The 16106-nt window shown below is 61.9% G+C and carries 12 protein-coding genes; 7 read left to right on the forward strand and 5 right to left on the reverse strand.

All coding sequences use genetic code 11. The annotated features are described in order from the left end of the window. Positions 1 to 73: 73 nt before the first annotated feature. On the reverse strand, positions 74 to 1282 hold the full coding sequence (locus NCS03_RS09625) for a hypothetical protein (protein WP_250529099.1): 1209 nt from the start codon (positions 1280 to 1282) through the stop codon (positions 74 to 76). A gap of 215 nt (positions 1283 to 1497) precedes the next feature. On the opposite strand from NCS03_RS09625, the gene NCS03_RS09630 reads away from it, so the two are divergent. Then, positions 1498 to 4365 carry a valine--tRNA ligase gene (locus NCS03_RS09630; RefSeq protein WP_008341952.1) on the forward strand — a complete coding sequence of 956 codons (2868 nt, stop codon included), beginning with the start codon at positions 1498 to 1500 and terminating at the stop codon, positions 4363 to 4365. A gap of 78 nt (positions 4366 to 4443) precedes the next feature. Further along, positions 4444 to 5325 (forward strand): UTP--glucose-1-phosphate uridylyltransferase GalU, encoded by an 882-nt coding sequence (gene galU / locus NCS03_RS09635; RefSeq protein ID WP_008341953.1) that lies wholly within the window; start codon positions 4444 to 4446, stop codon positions 5323 to 5325. Positions 5326 to 5413: 88 nt separating this feature from the next. Here the strand turns inward: galU and NCS03_RS09640 are convergent, their stop codons facing one another. From NCS03_RS09640 to NCS03_RS09655, 4 genes are all read right to left on the reverse strand, one after another. Beyond that, on the reverse strand, positions 5414 to 5641 hold the full coding sequence (locus NCS03_RS09640; RefSeq protein WP_008341954.1) for a sulfurtransferase TusA family protein: 228 nt from the start codon (positions 5639 to 5641) through the stop codon (positions 5414 to 5416). A gap of 64 nt (positions 5642 to 5705) precedes the next feature. Continuing rightward, the gene (locus tag NCS03_RS09645; RefSeq protein WP_250434921.1) at positions 5706 to 6722 is read right to left on the reverse strand and encodes a Gfo/Idh/MocA family protein; all 1017 of its coding nucleotides are present in this window, start codon (positions 6720 to 6722) and stop codon (positions 5706 to 5708) included. Next, a complete protein-coding gene (gene iolG / locus NCS03_RS09650) occupies positions 6719 to 7723 on the reverse strand; it encodes an inositol 2-dehydrogenase (protein ID WP_250529100.1) in 1005 nt (334 codons plus the stop codon). Before iolG ends, NCS03_RS09645 begins: the two co-directional genes overlap by 4 nt. After that, entirely contained in the window at positions 7713 to 8591 is an 879-nt protein-coding gene (locus tag NCS03_RS09655; protein ID WP_008341959.1) for a MurR/RpiR family transcriptional regulator, read from the reverse strand. Before NCS03_RS09655 ends, iolG begins: the two co-directional genes overlap by 11 nt. Before the next feature lie 200 nt (positions 8592 to 8791). On the opposite strand from NCS03_RS09655, the gene NCS03_RS09660 reads away from it, so the two are divergent. The 5 genes from NCS03_RS09660 to iolD all read left to right on the forward strand — a co-directional run bounded on the left by NCS03_RS09660 (position 8792) and on the right by iolD (position 15838). Then, positions 8792 to 9844 carry a sugar ABC transporter substrate-binding protein gene (locus NCS03_RS09660; RefSeq protein ID WP_008341961.1) on the forward strand — a complete coding sequence of 351 codons (1053 nt, stop codon included), beginning with the start codon at positions 8792 to 8794 and terminating at the stop codon, positions 9842 to 9844. Positions 9845 to 9986: 142 nt separating this feature from the next. Further along, a complete protein-coding gene (locus NCS03_RS09665; protein ID WP_008341964.1) occupies positions 9987 to 11153 on the forward strand; it encodes an ABC transporter permease in 1167 nt (388 codons plus the stop codon). A gap of 14 nt (positions 11154 to 11167) precedes the next feature. Beyond that, positions 11168 to 11953, forward strand: a complete 786-nt coding sequence (locus tag NCS03_RS09670) for an ATP-binding cassette domain-containing protein (RefSeq protein WP_008341966.1) — start codon at positions 11168 to 11170, stop codon at positions 11951 to 11953. Positions 11954 to 11966: 13 nt separating this feature from the next. Then, complete coding sequence (locus NCS03_RS09675) at positions 11967 to 13958, forward strand: bifunctional 5-dehydro-2-deoxygluconokinase/5-dehydro-2-deoxyphosphogluconate aldolase (protein WP_008341969.1); 1992 nt, start codon at positions 11967 to 11969, stop codon at positions 13956 to 13958. Further along, positions 13955 to 15838, forward strand: a complete 1884-nt coding sequence (gene iolD, locus NCS03_RS09680) for a 3D-(3,5/4)-trihydroxycyclohexane-1,2-dione acylhydrolase (decyclizing) (RefSeq protein WP_175982734.1) — start codon at positions 13955 to 13957, stop codon at positions 15836 to 15838. The genes NCS03_RS09675 and iolD overlap by 4 nt, the downstream gene beginning before the upstream one ends. Positions 15839 to 16106: the final 268 nt, after the last annotated feature.

The raw sequence follows: 16106 nt of genomic DNA on the forward strand, positions 1-16106 counted from the left end.
CGAGGTAAGCGAGCATTATAAATGTCCGGTTCTTCGACGACTTTCCGCGTCGCCCATCGCAGCCGACACTCGATTACGGCGCAGACGGCCTACTTTCCATGGATTGTTGCATTTTCTGGGCCGCGTCCGCGCCTAGCGTATTTCGCACACGTCCGTTCACAAGCGTGTTCAGAAATTTGTCATCGAAGCCATTCGCCACTTTCCAGGCGTCCCGATCCCGCTCGAACACGAATTCGCCCTTGAGCTGCACGTATGGCATCGCACCGATAACGCTCAACAGATCGTCCTTATAGTCGACCAAAACCGGACATGCGTAGGAATGGTCATCGATCCTGCGGCAATCCGCTGCCGGAAGCACGCCGATGACCCTCGCTTCCATCGTCCTCGGCACATCTTCCCCGTACACCGGTTTGTGATGCGACGGCGACCGTCTGCCCACGCGATCGTCGATTCCCTTGATTCCCGCGATGACCGCCGCGCGAATCGCGTCGCGGCCGAGCGGGGCGCCCAGCGCCTTGTTCAGCCCGGCCTCGTTGTAGCGCGCGGCGACGTATTCGTACGGATAGGTGTGCACTTCGAACTCACCATTCTTTTCCCTGGGCCGGATCACGTAGCCTATGGGGCTCGTCGCCTCCCCCGCTTTGATGACCGCTGTGCAACCGCGCGATCTGTCGCCATCGTCGTAGCCCACTTCCTGGAAATCCGAAAATCGTGGCGTCAAATCACGGTCATCGTTCAGCGACAGGCCCGGACGCTTCGTGGCGAGATCGGTCTTCGATTGGACGCCGATCCGGAACAGCGCGTCCTTCGTGCTGGTTGCCGCGCAGGATGGCGTGCTCGCCGACCAGAGGGTGTAGGCCCCGACCGCCGCGAAGATCACGCAAAACGCCGATGCGTATCCGATCATGCGACGTTTCACCTTCTTGCGCGTGCGCGCGGCGAACGCCGCGAATGGCGCCCGGAAACGCGGGTCGATCTGCCCGACGACCGACTCGTACTGCAACAAGTCCTCAGGCGCCTTGTCCGTCTCCAGCGTTTCCACGAAACGGACCGCCGCCGCTTCCGCCGCTTGCTCATCCAGGAAACCTTCTTGAATGAGCCAGTCGAGCATCGCGCGCGCGGAATCGAAGCGCAGGTCGATCTCCGACATCTGGTCCATCGACTCTAGCACCCGCAGGGCCGTTTTATCGTCGATATAGCCGCAACTATTCAACACTGCCAAGGTCTGCAAGCGGACCATGCCCGCGACGCTAACCTTCTGACACTCCTGATCTGTGGTCATCTCGCCCCTTTCTCTTGCGCCACTCGTGCCGGATGCACGCGTGCGAATCCGCCAGCGTAGAACCATGGCTTTTTGCGATACAGGGACAGAGCGCGCTTTTGACAATTACTTCCAGATATCGCTCTTACGGGGCACTCGGGCACCGTACGAGTAGGCCACGTGGGCACCGCTATAATTGACGGATTCCCTGCTTTCAGATCTAGACGAACGACGACATGAGCGACAACACACTGGCAAAAAGCTTCGAGCCTCAAAACATCGAGTCCCAATGGGGCCCGGAATGGGAAAAGCGCGGATACGCCGCTCCCACGTTCAAGGAAGGCGCGAAGAATTTCTCCATCCAGTTGCCGCCGCCGAACGTCACCGGCACGCTGCACATGGGGCACGCGTTCAACCAGACCATCATGGATGGCCTGACGCGCTATCACCGCATGCTGGGCGAAAACACGCTGTGGGTGCCGGGCACGGACCACGCGGGCATCGCGACGCAGATCGTCGTCGAACGCCAGCTCGATGCGCAAGGCATCTCGCGCCATGACCTCGGCCGCGAAGAGTTTCTGAAGCGCGTCTGGGCGTGGAAGCAGCAATCCGGCTCGACCATCACGAATCAGGTTCGGCGTCTGGGCGCATCGATCGACTGGTCGCGCGAATACTTCACGATGGACGACAAGATGTCGGCCGCCGTGCGCGACGTGTTCGTCACGCTCTATAAACAAGGGCTGATCTATCGCGGCAAGCGGCTCGTGAACTGGGACCCGGTGCTCGGCACCGCCGTGTCCGATCTCGAAGTCGTGAGCGAAGAAGAAAACGGCAGCCTGTGGCACATCAACTATCCGCTGCCGGACGGTTCCGGTCATCTGACGGTCGCGACCACGCGCCCGGAAACCATGCTGGGCGACACCGCCGTGATGGTGCATCCGGAAGACGAGCGTTATCAGCATCTGATCGGCAAGACGGTGACGTTGCCGCTATGCGATCGCGAAATCCCGATCATCGCGGATGAATACGTCGATCGCGAATTCGGCACCGGCGTCGTCAAAGTCACGCCCGCGCACGACTTCAACGACTACGCCGTCGGCCAGCGCCACAAGCTGCCGCAGATCGAAATTCTCACGCTCGACGCGAAGATCAACGACAACGCGCCTGAAAAATATCGCGGCATGGATCGCTTCGACGCGCGCAAAGCCGTCGTGAAAGATCTCGAAGCGCTCGGCCTGCTCGAATCCGTCAAGCCGCACAAGCTGATGGTGCCGCGCGGCGACCGCACCAACGTGGTCATCGAACCGATGCTGACGGACCAGTGGTTCGTCGCCATGAGCAAGCCGGCGCCCGAAGGCACGTTCAATCCGGGCAAGTCGATCACGGAAACGTCGCTCGATGTCGTGCGCAACGGCCAGATCAAGTTCGTGCCGGAGAACTGGACGACCACCTACTATCAGTGGCTCGAAAACATCCAGGACTGGTGCATTTCGCGCCAGTTGTGGTGGGGCCATCAGATTCCCGCGTGGTACGGCGAGAACGGCGAGATTTTCGTCGCGAAGACCGAAGAAGAAGCCCGCGCCGAAGCCGACGCGCAAGGCTACAAAGGCGCACTCAAGCGCGATGAAGACGTGCTCGACACCTGGTTCTCGTCCGCGCTCGTGCCGTTTTCGTCGCTCGGCTGGCCGAACGAGACGAAGGAACTGAAGGCGTTCCTGCCGTCGTCGGTGCTCGTGACAGGCTTCGACATCATCTTCTTCTGGGTCGCCAGAATGGTGATGATGACCACGCATTTCACCGGCAAGGTGCCGTTCGACACCGTCTATGTGCACGGACTCGTGCGCGACGCCGAAGGCCAGAAGATGTCGAAGAGCAAGGGCAACACGCTCGACCCGATCGATATCGTCGATGGCATCGACCTCGAATCGCTCGTCGCCAAGCGCACGACCGGCCTCATGAATCCGAAGGCCGCCGCGCAGATCGAGAAGAAGACGCGCAAGGAATTCCCCGAAGGCATTCCGTCGTTCGGCACCGACGCGCTGCGCTTCACGATGGCCTCGATGGCCACCCTCGGCCGCAACGTGAACTTCGATCTCGCGCGCTGCGAGGGTTATCGCAACTTCTGCAACAAGCTCTGGAACGCCACGCGTTTCGTGCTGATGAACTGCGAGGGCCACGATTGCGGTTTTGCGAATCCGGGCGCGTGCAAGCCAGGCGATTGCGGCCCTGGCGGCTACACGGATTACTCGCAGGCGGATCGCTGGATCGTGTCGCTGCTTCAGCGCGTGGAAGCCGAAGTGGAAAAGGGTTTCGCGGACTATCGTTTCGACAACGTCGCGAGCGCGATCTACAAATTCGTGTGGGACGAGTACTGCGACTGGTATCTCGAACTCGCGAAGGTGCAGATCCAGACCGGCACGCCCGAGCAGCAGAGGGCGACGCGTCGCACGCTCTTGCGTGTGCTCGAAACGGTGCTGCGCCTCGCGCATCCGATCATTCCTTTCATCACGGAAGCGTTGTGGCAGAAGGTTGCCCCTCTCACCGACGCCTTCCCGCAAGGCGCGAAGGAAGGCGAAGTCTCGATCATGACGCAGCCTTATCCGCGCGCCGAGCAGAAAAAGATCGATGAATCGTCAGAACAGTGGGCTGCCGAACTGAAGAGTGTCATCGATGCATGTCGTAATCTACGTGGCGAAATGAATCTGTCGCCCGCGGTGAAGGTGCCGTTGCTCGCGCACGGCGACGCGGCGCGCCTCACCGCGTTCGCACCGTATATCGCTGCCCTCGCGCGTCTTTCCGAAGTGAAGATCATCGACGACGAAGCCGCCCTCGACAAGGAAGCTCATGGCGCGCCCGTCGCGATCGTCGGCACGAGCAAGCTCGTGTTGAAAGTCGAAATCGATATCGCCGCGGAACGCGAGCGCCTGACCAAGGAAGTGGACCGTCTGACGGCCGAGATCGCAAAATGTAACGCGAAACTCGGAAACGAAAGCTTTGTTTCAAAAGCGCCGGCCGCTGTCGTTGAACAGGAGCGTAAAAGGCTGGCAGAATACGGAACCACTATCGAGAAGCTTCAGGCCCAATTATTGCGTCTGCCTGCTTGAATTTGAGGGTTCGAATCATTTATCGATCCGCTCCGTCTGTCTCGACGTTTCATTGATTAAGAGGATCAGGGTCATCACATGCTAAAAGTTACCAAAGCGGTTTTCCCCGTCGCAGGTCTGGGCACGCGGTTCCTTCCCGCGACCAAGGCCAGCCCGAAGGAAATGCTGCCTGTCGTCGACAAGCCGCTGATTCAGTACGCGGTCGAAGAAGCAATGGCGGCCGGCATTACCGAAATGATCTTCGTGACGGGACGCAGCAAGCGCGCCATCGAAGATCACTTCGACAAGTCCTATGAGATCGAAGCGGAACTCGAAGCGCGCGGCAAGGACAAGCTGCTCGAACTCGTGCGCAGCATCAAGCCGAGCCATGTCGACTGCTTCTACGTGCGTCAGGCCGAAGCGCTCGGTCTCGGCCACGCTGTGCTCTGCGCGGAGAAGCTCGTCGGCGACAATCCGTTCGCCGTGATCCTCGCGGACGACTTGCTGTACGGCAAGCCGCCCGTCATGTCGCAGATGATCGAAGTCTTCGATCACTATCACAGCTCGGTGATCGGCGTCGAAGAAATCCCGCCGGAGGATTCGAAGTCCTACGGCATCATCGACGGCAAGGAATGGGAAGACAACATCTTCAAACTGTCGGGAATCGTCGAAAAGCCGGAACCCGCCGTGGCGCCGTCGAACCTGGGCGTAGTCGGCCGGTACGTGCTGAAGCCGCGCATCTTCGATCACATTCGCGCGCTGAAGCCGGGCGCGGGCGGAGAACTGCAACTGACGGATGCGATTCAATCGCTGCTGTCGGATGAGCAAGTGCTCGCGTACAAGTATCAGGGCACGCGCTTCGATTGCGGCAGCAAGCTCGGCTATCTGAAGGCGACGGTCGAGTTCGCGCTGCGTCATCCGGAAGTGAAGCAGGAATTCGAGGAATATCTGCGCAATCGCGCGCCGATTCTCGAAGACTGACTTTCTGGCCGGATCGGATGAAAAAAATGCCCGTCACCTGCGTGACGGGCATTTTGCTTTTGGGCGTTTGCTCGTGCGTTCGTTGGCTTCAACGCCGGCGCATCAGGAAGATGAACGTCTTGTCCTGTGCGGTCGATTCGACGATCTCGTTGCCGGTCTGCTTCGCGAAGGCCGCGAAATCGCGTTGCGATCCCGGGTCGGTCGCGAGCACTTTCAAAATCTGACCGCTCGTCATGTCGGCGAGCGCCTTCTTTGCCCGCAAAATCGGCAACGGGCAGTTGAGCCCGCGCGCGTCGACTTCCTTGTGAACTTCCATCGCGATTGAACCTTTGTTTGCCGGTGAGGGGAGCGCTCGTGAAGGTTCGATTTTAACGCAGAGGTCAAAACTCCACCGCCCGCCCACTCTCATAAGCCTGCCGCATCGCAATACCAATGCGCGTCGCCTCTCTTGCATCGTCGAGCGTCAGCCCCGTCGGCTGCCCTTGCCGAAGCAACCCGACGAACGCCTGCGCCTCGCGCAAAAACGCATCCTCGAAGCGCTCGAAGAACGTCGGCGTGCAGGCATTGCGCACGCCCTGCGCATCCGCGATTTCCACGCGATTCGCCCGCGGATTGCGTCCCACCGACAGCGCGCCCGCCGTGCCGATCACTTCCGTCTGCGTGTCGTGCCCATGCGCCATCGTCCGCGACGCATACAGCACCGCGAGCCGTCCGTCATCGAACTCGATCGTGCCCACGCCATTGTCGATGTCATTGCACTCGCGCAAGCCTTCGTGAATCGCGATGGTTCCGCTCGCATACACGCGTTTCGCGCGCGGATTGCCGAGCAGCCAGCGCGCAAGATCGATGTCGTGCACGCTGCAATCGAGAAACAGCCCGCCCGATGTCGGCGCGAATCGCACGAAGAAGCCATCGGGATCGTTCTTGTCGCAGGTCTGCGAGCGCACCATGAACGGCCGGCCGATCGCGCCGCTCGCGACGCGATCGAACGCATCGCGATAGCTCGCATCGAAGCGCCGCACGAAGCCGATCATCACTTGCAGATGCGGATGCCGCGCGTGCTCTTCGATCACCGCGTCGCATTCGGCGAGATCGAGCGACAGCGGCTTCTCGCAGAACACATGCTTGCCCGCGCGCAACGCGGCGATGATCTGCCGCGCATGCAGCGACGTCGGCGTGACGAGCCACACGGCATCGACGGAGGCATCGGCGAGCAGTTCATCGTAATCCGCATAAAGCGACAACTCGGGAAGACTCGACGAAGCCCACTCGCGCTCGTCCACAACCGGACTGCACGCCGCGACGAGTTTCGCGCCCGGCACGCGCCACGCGAGATTCTCCGCATGCCGGCGCCCGAGCCGCCCCAGTCCGGCGATACCGAAGCGCACCGCGCTCATGCGACGTTCTCCCCGAGCTTGACGATGCGCTTCTCGCGCCACGACAAGGTCGCCGCTTCGGCGAGTTCGAGCGCCTTGAGGCCATCGGCGACGGTGGTTCGCACCGGTTTGCCGTTGCTGACCGCATCGAAGAAATGCGCGATTTCCGCCGCATACGCCGCGCGATAACGTTCGAGAAAGAACGCCTCGGGCTTGTCGCTCGACACCGACGCCGACGTGAACGCGGTGACTTCCGTCGGCCGCACATTGCCCGCCTGCAGCATGCCCGCGCTGCCGAGCAGCTCGAAGCGCTGATCGTAGCCATACGCCGCGCGCCGCGCCGTATTGATCTGGCACAGACGCCCGCGCTTCGTGCGGATCGTGACCGCGGTCGAATCGATATCGCCCGCTTCGGCGATGGCCGCATCGCTCAAGCAACTGCCCGTCGCGTGCAGCGTGTCGGCTTCGTCGTCGAGAATCCAGCGGAAGATGTCGAAGTCGTGAATCAGCATGTCCTTGAAGATGCCGCCCGAATGCAAGATGTACTCGACCGGCGGCGCGCCCGGATCGCGGCTCGTCACGATCAGCATTTCCGGATCGCCGATCTCGCCCGCGTCGATACGCGCCTTCAACGCCGAGAACGTCGGATCGAAGCGACGCTGAAAGCCGATCATGCAGACGACGCCCGCCTTCTCGACAGCATCGGCGCACGCGCGCGCACGCTCGGTCGTGAGATCGACGGGCTTCTCGCAGAACACATGCTTCTTCTGCGCCGCCGACGCCAGAATCAGATCCGCGTGCGTATCCGTGCTCGAACACACGACGGTCGCGCCGACGGAGGCATCGCCCATCGCGCCATCGACATCGGCGACGGTCGCGCCATGCGCTTTCGCGAGCGCGGCGGCCGCGTCGCGATTCACATCGACGACGTATTTCAGACGCACGCCCGGTTGCCGCGCGAGATTGGCCGCGTGAATCTTGCCGATGCGCCCCGCCCCAAACACCGCCACATCAATCGTCATAGCCACCTGTCTCCTTGGATTCCTCAACGTTCAACTCGAGCCGGTACGCGAGCGCGATGAACAACGCCTGGCACAGGCAAATGGTGCTCGTGAGCGAGCGAAACGCGAACGCGCTGCCCTCCTTCACGAACAGACTCGCGCTCGCGTGACGCGCGAGCGGCGAAAGCTGGCTATCGGTGATGACGAGCGTCGCCGCGCCGTGATGCTGCGCGGCGCGCACGCAATATTGCGTCTCCTTGCCGTAGGGTGCGAAGCTGATCGCGATCACCACGTCTCCCTTCTTCACGCTGCGCACCTGTTCGCGAAACATGCCGCCGAAGCCCGAGATCAAATGCACGCGCTTCTTCGTGTGCTGCAATGCATAGACGATGTAGCTCGCGACCGCGAACGACCGGCGCACGCCGATCACGTAGATGTTCTCCGCCTGCGAAAGCATCTCGACGGCGGCTTCGAACTGCGCGTCGTCGAGACCGGCTTCGAGCTCGTCGAGACCCGTGCGGCTCGCCGCGATGAACTCGCGCGCGACCGACACGCCGGACGCATCGCCCGCCTTCTCGTCGATGAGCTTACGTATGCGCTGCTGATACGTCTGCTGCGAACCGCCCGCGCCCGTGTACGCCTGCCGGAACACGGCCTGCAAGTCGGAGAAACCGGAGAAACCGAAGCGCTGCGCAAACCGCACGACCGCCGACGCATGCACGCCGCACGCGTTGGCGATATCGCTCGTGCGATCCATCATCACGCTTGGCCGATGCTGCTCGATATACGTCGCGACGCTCTTCAACTGGCGCGGCAGCGAGTCGTAGGCGTCGGTGATCCGCTGCATCAGTTCGTCGACGCTTTGCACGTCGGTGCTGGTCTCATCCATCACAGGCTCTTTCGATGTTCGTCGTGAACCGATTATAGGAACACGGCAAGCAAATTGGAATGTATTTTCCATTTGCCGCACCAATGAAATTTCTATTGCAGGCCACCGAAAACTGACCTACTCTTGGTCCTGAGCACGGCACACCGAAGGGTCGGCTCGCGAAACATCACACCAAACAACAACCGAGATAGGTGGAGACAATGACCATTTGCAACGGTCGGGCCGCGCTGCGCGCGCTGGTGGCTGCTGCTGCGTTGTGCAGCGCATCGATGATGGCGGCGAGTCCCGCACACGCGGCGCCCGACGCGAAGTTCGTGCTGATCAGCCACGCGCCGGACTCGGATTCCTGGTGGAACACCATCAAGAACGCGATCAAGCAGGCCGACGAAGACTTCAACGTGCAGACGGACTACCGCAATCCGCCGAACGGCGATATCGCGGACATGTCGCGCCTGATCGAGCAGGCTGCCGCGCGCAACTACGATGGCGTCATCACGACCATCGCCGACTTCGATGTGCTGAAGAGCGCCATCAACAAGGTCACGGCGAAGAAGATTCCGCTCGTCACGATCAACTCGGGCACCGAGGAACAGAGCGCGCAACTGGGCGCGATCATGCACGTCGGCCAGCCGGAATATGTGGCGGGCAAGGCGGCCGGCGAGAAGGCGAAGGCCGCGGGCGTGAAGTCGTTCGTCTGCGTGAATCACATCGCGACGAACACGGTGTCGTTCGATCGCTGCAAGGGCTTCGCGGACGCGCTCGGCATCGACTACAAGGCATCGACGATCGATTCGGGACAAGACCCGACCGAGATTCAGTCGAAGGTATCGGCGTATCTGCGCAATCATCCGGACACCGGCGCGATCCTCACGCTCGGACCGACGCCCGCATCCGCGACGCTCAAGGCCGTCACGCAAATGGGCCTGCAAAACAAGGTGTATTTCGTGACTTTCGACTTCTCGGACGACATCGCGAAGGCCATCAAGGACGGCACGATCAAGTTCGCGATCGATCAGCAGCCGTATCTGCAAGGCTATATCCCGGTGGCCGTGCTCGCGATCGTGAAGAAGGAACATACGACCGATCCGGCGAAGATCCGTCAGCTTCTCGAAGCCAATCCGAAGTTCAAGGCGCGCCTCGAAACCTACGGATTGCAGCCGTCGTACGGACCCAAGAACATTCGTTCGGGCCCGGGTTTCATCACCAAAGAAAATCTCGACAAGGTCGTGAAGTACGCGGGTCAATATCGTTGATCCCGGCGTGACCTGATTCGGGCGGCGCTTCGCGCACCGCCCGCTTTTATCGACGTTCAGCGCGCCTTGCTGCGTCCGTTCGCGGACGCGGCGGCGACGCGCGCATCGGTACCGCATCGACATCGAGTCTCAAGGAGCCATCATGGGCGTAGCCGGCAAACACTACCCTCCTCACGTGAACCGTCAGCAGGACAACGCTGAAACACCTGACCAGGCCAAGCCCTCGGATGAGCGCGTACGCCACACGTCGTGGTTCGGTCATTTGCTGAATCGCCCGGAGTTCGCGGCCATTTCCGGCACCGTGCTCGTCTTCATCGTGTTCGGCTTCGGCGCGGGATCGTCGGGCATGTTCAACCTCGACGGCGTGATGAACTGGTCGCAAGTGGCCGCCTATCTCGGCCTGCTCGCGGTCGGCGCGTGTCTGCTCATGATCGCGGGCGAGTTCGACTTGTCCATCGGCTCGATGATCGGCTTCGCTGGCATGATGGTCGCGTTGCCGGCGGTCTATTTTCATTGGCCGCTATCCCTTTCGATTCTCTTCGCGTTCGTCATGTCGATGCTGCTCGGCGCATTGAATGGCTATCTCGTCATGCGCACGCGCCTGCCGTCGTTCATCGTCACGCTCGCGTTCCTGTTCATTCTGCGCGGCCTCACGCTCGCGCTGTCGATCATGTTCGCGGACCGCACCATCATTTCGGGCGTCGGCGATCTCGCCCAGGCCGATCCCATCGCCGACACGCTCTTTCATGGCGTCGCGTTTCACGGCCTGTTCACCTGGCTCGCGCACATGGGCATCGGCAAGCTGCTCGACAGCGGCCAGCCGCTCGTGCCGGGCATTCCGAAAGTCATCATCTGGTGGCTCGCGCTCGCGGCGGTCGGCGCGTTCGTGCTCGCCAAGACGCGCTACGGCAACTGGATTCTCGCGGTCGGCGGCGATGCGAATGCCGCGAAGAACGTCGGCGTGCCGGTGAAGCGCGTGAAGATATCGCTCTTCGTGCTCACCGCGTTCTGCTCGTGCCTCTTCGCCGTGCTGCAAGTGTGCGATATCGGCTCGGCGGCGGCGGATCGCGGCTTGCAGAAGGAATTCGAAGCGATCATCGCGGCGGTCATCGGCGGCACCTTGCTGACGGGCGGTTACGGATCGGTCGTCGGCGCATGTTTCGGTGCCCTGATCTTCGGTGTCGTGCAGATCGGCATCACTTATACGAACGTGAGCTCGGACTGGTTCCGCGTATTCCTTGGCGTGATGCTGCTCATCGCCGTGCTCTTCAATCACTACGTGCGCCGCCGCGTGTCCCAGGCTCAATGAGAGGAGCAACGATCATGCAAGACGACAACATCCTCGCGCTCGAAAACGTCAGCAAGTTCTTCGGCAAGGTGATCGCGCTCAACGGCGTCACGTTGCGGCTCAAACGCGGTGAAGTGCATTGTCTGCTCGGCGATAACGGCGCCGGCAAATCGACACTCATCAAGACGCTCGCAGGCGTACATCAGCCCTCTTCCGGCGACTATCTCGTCGATGGCAACCCCGTGCATTTCGACTCGCCGAAAGAAGCGCTCGATCTCGGTATCGCGACCGTGTATCAGGATCTCGCGCTCGTGCCGTTGCTATCGGTGGCGCGCAACTTCTTCATGGGACGCGAGCCGCAAAAGAAGCGCTTCGGCATCAGCGTGATGGACCTCGACCTCGCCGCCGAAACGTCGCGCGCCAAGCTCGCCGAAATGGGCATCAATGTGCGCGATCCGCATCAGCCGATCGGCACGATGTCCGGCGGCGAGAAGCAATGTCTCGCGATTGCCCGCGCGATTCACTTCGGCGCGCGCGTGCTGATCCTCGACGAACCGACCGCCGCGCTCGGCGTGAAGCAGAGCTTCAATGTGTTGAAGCTCATCCACAAGGCGCGAGAAAAAGGCATCTCGGTGATCTTCATCACGCACAACGTTCACCATGCCTATCCGATCGGCGATTCGTTCACGCTGCTCAATCGCGGCCGCTCGATGGGCACGTTCACCAAGGACAACATCAGCAAGAACGAAGTGCTCGACATGATGGCGGGCGGCGCAGAAATGCAGCAGATGATGACCGAACTCGAAGGCGCGACGATCTGAGGACATTGAATCCATGCCAACGCAAAATCCCTCTCGCTTCGCGCCGGATCGCACGCGCGATATCGTGTGTCTCGGCCGCCTCGCCGTCGATCTCTATGCGCAGAATGTCGGCGCGCGGCTCGAAGATGTATCGACGTTCGCGAAGTATCTCGGCGGCTCGTCGGCGAACATCGCGTTCGGCTGCGCGCGGCTCGGGCTGAATGCGTCCATGCTCGCGCGCGTCGGCAACGATCACATGGGGCGCTTTCTCACGGAGACGCTCGAACGCGAAGGCTGCGATGTGAGTCACGTTCGCATCGATCGTGACCGGCTCACCGCGCTCGTGCTGCTCGGCCTCGAAGACCGCGACACGTTTCCGCTCGTGTTCTATCGCGAGAACTGCGCGGACATGGCCGTCGACGAACACGATTTCGATGAAGCGTATATCGCGTCATCGAAGGCGCTGCTCATTACGGGCACGCACTTCTCGACGGAACAGGTGAACCGCACGAGCCGTCGCGCGCTCGACTACGCGCGAAGCAACGACGTTCGCACGATTCTCGACATCGACTATCGGCCTGTCTTGTGGGGTCTCACGGGCAAGGCGGATGGCGAGACGCGCTTCATCGCGAATGAAGGCGTCACCGCGCATTTGCAGCGCATTCTGCCGTTGATCGATCTCGTCATCGGCACGGAAGAAGAATTTCGCATCGCGGGCGGCAAGGACCGTCTGATCGATGCGCTCGCGATGGTCCGCAAGGTCACGAGCGCGACGCTCGTCGTGAAGCGCGGGCCGCTCGGCTGTTCGATCATCGAAGGCGCGGTGCCGTCGTCCATCGACGATGCGCCGGTTCATGGCGGCGTCGAAGTGGAAGTGCTCAACGTGCTCGGCGCCGGCGACGCGTTCGCTTCAGGCTTCTTGTCGGGATGGCTGCGCGACGAGCCGCTCGAAGCCTGCGCGCGAACGGCCAATGCATGCGGCGCGCTCGTCGTGTCGCGTCACGGCTGCGCGCCCGCGATGCCCACGCCCGCCGAGCTCGATTACTTTCTCGCCGCGGCGAAGGAAGACCCCGCGCGCATGCGCCGCCCCGATCGCGATGCAAAGCTCGCGCGTCTGCATCGCGTGAGTCCGAAGCGCAAGCAATGGGACGAAGTGCTCGGCTTCGCGTTCGATCATCGCAATCAGTTCTTCGATCTCGCGCAGCAAACGGGCGCGAGCGAAGCGCGCATCTCGACGTTGAAAAACCTGTTCGTCGAAGCCGTTGCACAGACGGAGAAAGAACTCGCGCTCGAAGGACGCATTGGCGTGCTGATCGACGATCGCTACGGGCAAGATGCGTTGAACGCGGCGACGGGACGCGGCTGGTGGATCGGCCGGCCGGTCGAATTGCCCGGCTCGATGCCGCTCGAATTCGATCATGGCCGCTCCATCGGCACGACGCTCGTGCAGTGGCCGCGCGAGCAGGTCGCGAAGTGTCTCGTGCAATATCACCCCGATCATCCGCATGACGTGCGTCTCGAACAGGAAGCGCAGTTGCGCGCGCTCTACGATGCCGTTCAGGAAAGCGGCAACGAACTGCTGCTCGAAGTGATCGTGCCGAAAAACGGGCCACCGATTGAAGACGACACCGTGCATCGTGCGTTGAAGCGCCTTTATAACCTCGGCATCTATCCGGAATGGTGGAAGCTCGAACCGATGAGCGCGAAGCAATGGCAAGCCATCGATGCGCTGATTGCGCAGCGCGATCCGTATTGCCGTGGCGTCGTGCTGCTGGGCTTGTCGGCGGGCGTCGATCAGTTGCGTGAAGGCTTCGCAGCGGCGGCATCCTCGAAGACGTGCAAGGGCTTCACCGTCGGGCGCACGATTTTTCATGAGCCGAGTCATGCGTGGCTCGCCAATGAGATCGACGACCGCGAATTGATCGCGCGCGTGCGACGCACGTTCGAAGCGCTGATCGATGCATGGCGCGAGGCGCGTTCGTCTTCGGGCGCAGAACTTCGAGTGACACAGGAGCAAGCCGCATGAACCAGCGTGCAACGCAATCGGAGACTGCAGTGAGTTCGACCATTCGACTGACCGCCGCGCAAGCGCTCGTGCGCTATCTCGCGGCGCTTCGCACCGAACACGGCGAGCCGCTTTTCGGCGGCGTGTTCGCGATCTTCGGGCATGGCAATGTCGCGGGTATGGGCGAGGCGTTGTATCGGCATCGCGATGAATTGCCGACGTATCGCGCGCACAACGAGCAGGCGATGGCGCATGGCGCGATCGCGTATGCGAAGGCGCATATGCGGCGGCGCATGATGGCGGTGACGACGTCGATCGGTCCGGGGGCGACCAATCTCGTGACGGCGGCCGCGCTCGCGCATGTGAACCGCTTGCCGGTACTGCTGTTGCCCGGCGATATCTTCGTGTCGCGCGCGCCCGATCCGGTGTTGCAGCAAGTGGAGGATGGTCACGATGGCGGCGTCTCCGCTAACGATGCGTTGAAGGCGGTATCGCGTTACTTCGATCGCATCGTGCATCCCGCGCAATTGTTGAGCGCATTGCCGCGCGCGATACGCGTGCTCACCGATGCGGCGCAATGCGGCCCGGTCACGCTCGCGTTGCCGCAGGACGTGCAGGCGATGGCGTACGACTACCCTGCTTCGTTCTTCGAGCCGCGCGCCGTCGAGTTTCATGCGCCGGCACCGATTCCGCGCGAGATCGAACGCGCCGCCGCGATGCTGCGTGAAGCGCGCGAGCCGTTGATCGTATCGGGTGGCGGCGTGCTGTACGGACTCGCGACCGATGCGTTGCGCACGTTCGCGCACAGGCATGGCGTGCCCGTCGCGGAGACGCAGGCGGGCAAAGGCGCGCTCGCCTGGGACGATGCGTTGAACGTCGGCGGTATCGGCGTGACGGGCGGCACCGCTGCGAACGAACTCGCGCATGCGAGCGATTGCGTGCTTGCTATCGGCACGCGTCTGCAGGATTTCACGACCGGATCGAACACGCTATTCACGCAGGCGCGGCTTGTCGCGGTCAATGCGAATCCGTTCGATGCGCTCAAGCAGAACGCGCTCGCCGTGCAGGCGGATGCGCGTGCCGCGCTGGAAGCGTTGTCCGAGGCGCTCGGCGACTGGCACGCATCGCCGCAATGGACGACGCGCGCGCATCGGCTTGCGAATGAGTGGCGCGAGACCGTGGCGCATGTGACGAACACGCCCGTCGCGGATGGCAAGCTGCCGCGCGAAGCCGATGTGATCGGCGCGGTGCAGCGCTCGGACGATGCTTCTTCAGCCAACGATATCGTCGTGTGTGCTGCGGGCACTTTGCCCGCGGATTTGCAGAAGCTCTGGCGCACCAGCGCGCCGGGCGGTTATCACGTCGAATACGGCTATTCGTGCATGGGCTACGAAGTCGCGGGCGGACTGGGCGTGAAGCTCGCGCGGCCCGAGCGCGAAGTGATCGTGATTGTCGGCGACGGCTCGTATCTGATGATGAATAGCGAGCTCGCTACGTCGGTGATGCTCGGCGCGAAGTTGATCGTGGTGTTGCTCGACAATCGCGGGTTCGGGTGCATCAATCGCTTGCAGCAGGCTTGTGGCGGGGCGCCGTTCAACAATCTCATCGATGATTGCAAGCAGGGCGCGCTTGGGGCGCCGGAGATCGATTTCGCGATGCATGCGCGGTCGCTCGGGGCTTTGGCGGAGCATGTTTCCAGCATCGATGAGCTTATCGTCGCGATGAAGCGCGCGCGGGCGGCGGATCGCAGTTATCTCATCTCTATCGATACGGATCCTTCGAGGACTACCGAGGAAGGTGGATGGTGGTGGGAAGTCGCCGTTCCTGAAGTGTCGGATCGCGCGGCTGTCGTCGTTGCGCGTGAGGCCTATGAGCAGGCCGTCAAAGCTCGTAGTGTTTGATTGAGCTTCTATGGAAGCCTGTGATCGCGTCGGTCTATTGGCGTTGCCCCTGTGCGGGGCGGCAGTCACTTTCTTTGCTGCTGCAAAGAAAGTAACCAAAGAAAGCAGCTCGTCACCGCCCGCGGTCACACGCAATTTGGGTAGTTCTCTCGTCCCAGGCGGCACTCGCCTAAAGAGTGCCCTCAAACACCTAATCGGGCTTGGCTCGCGCACGGTCCGCCGCCCGAAAACGCTGAGGACACTGGTTCAGCACGAAAGAGCTTCGGCA

It is taken from the genome of Caballeronia sp. ATUFL_F1_KS4A (assembly GCF_023630905.1).
Lineage (GTDB): Bacteria > Pseudomonadota > Gammaproteobacteria > Burkholderiales > Burkholderiaceae > Caballeronia > Caballeronia zhejiangensis.

What these genes read in the sequence shown, in the direction of transcription:
- NCS03_RS09625 (WP_250529099.1), bottom strand. Translation starts at nt 1,282, where the DNA reads ATGACCACAGATCAGGAGTGTCAGAAGGTTAGCGTCGCGGGCATGGTC.
- NCS03_RS09630 (WP_008341952.1), top strand. Translation starts at nt 1,498, where the DNA reads ATGAGCGACAACACACTGGCAAAAAGCTTCGAGCCTCAAAACATCGAG.
- galU (WP_008341953.1), top strand. Translation starts at nt 4,444, where the DNA reads ATGCTAAAAGTTACCAAAGCGGTTTTCCCCGTCGCAGGTCTGGGCACG.
- NCS03_RS09640 (WP_008341954.1), bottom strand. Translation starts at nt 5,641, where the DNA reads ATGGAAGTTCACAAGGAAGTCGACGCGCGCGGGCTCAACTGCCCGTTG.
- NCS03_RS09645 (WP_250434921.1), bottom strand. Translation starts at nt 6,722, where the DNA reads ATGAGCGCGGTGCGCTTCGGTATCGCCGGACTGGGGCGGCTCGGGCGC.
- iolG (WP_250529100.1), bottom strand. Translation starts at nt 7,723, where the DNA reads ATGACGATTGATGTGGCGGTGTTTGGGGCGGGGCGCATCGGCAAGATT.
- NCS03_RS09655 (WP_008341959.1), bottom strand. Translation starts at nt 8,591, where the DNA reads ATGGATGAGACCAGCACCGACGTGCAAAGCGTCGACGAACTGATGCAG.
- NCS03_RS09660 (WP_008341961.1), top strand. Translation starts at nt 8,792, where the DNA reads ATGACCATTTGCAACGGTCGGGCCGCGCTGCGCGCGCTGGTGGCTGCT.
- NCS03_RS09665 (WP_008341964.1), top strand. Translation starts at nt 9,987, where the DNA reads ATGGGCGTAGCCGGCAAACACTACCCTCCTCACGTGAACCGTCAGCAG.
- NCS03_RS09670 (WP_008341966.1), top strand. Translation starts at nt 11,168, where the DNA reads ATGCAAGACGACAACATCCTCGCGCTCGAAAACGTCAGCAAGTTCTTC.
- NCS03_RS09675 (WP_008341969.1), top strand. Translation starts at nt 11,967, where the DNA reads ATGCCAACGCAAAATCCCTCTCGCTTCGCGCCGGATCGCACGCGCGAT.
- iolD (WP_175982734.1), top strand. Translation starts at nt 13,955, where the DNA reads ATGAACCAGCGTGCAACGCAATCGGAGACTGCAGTGAGTTCGACCATT.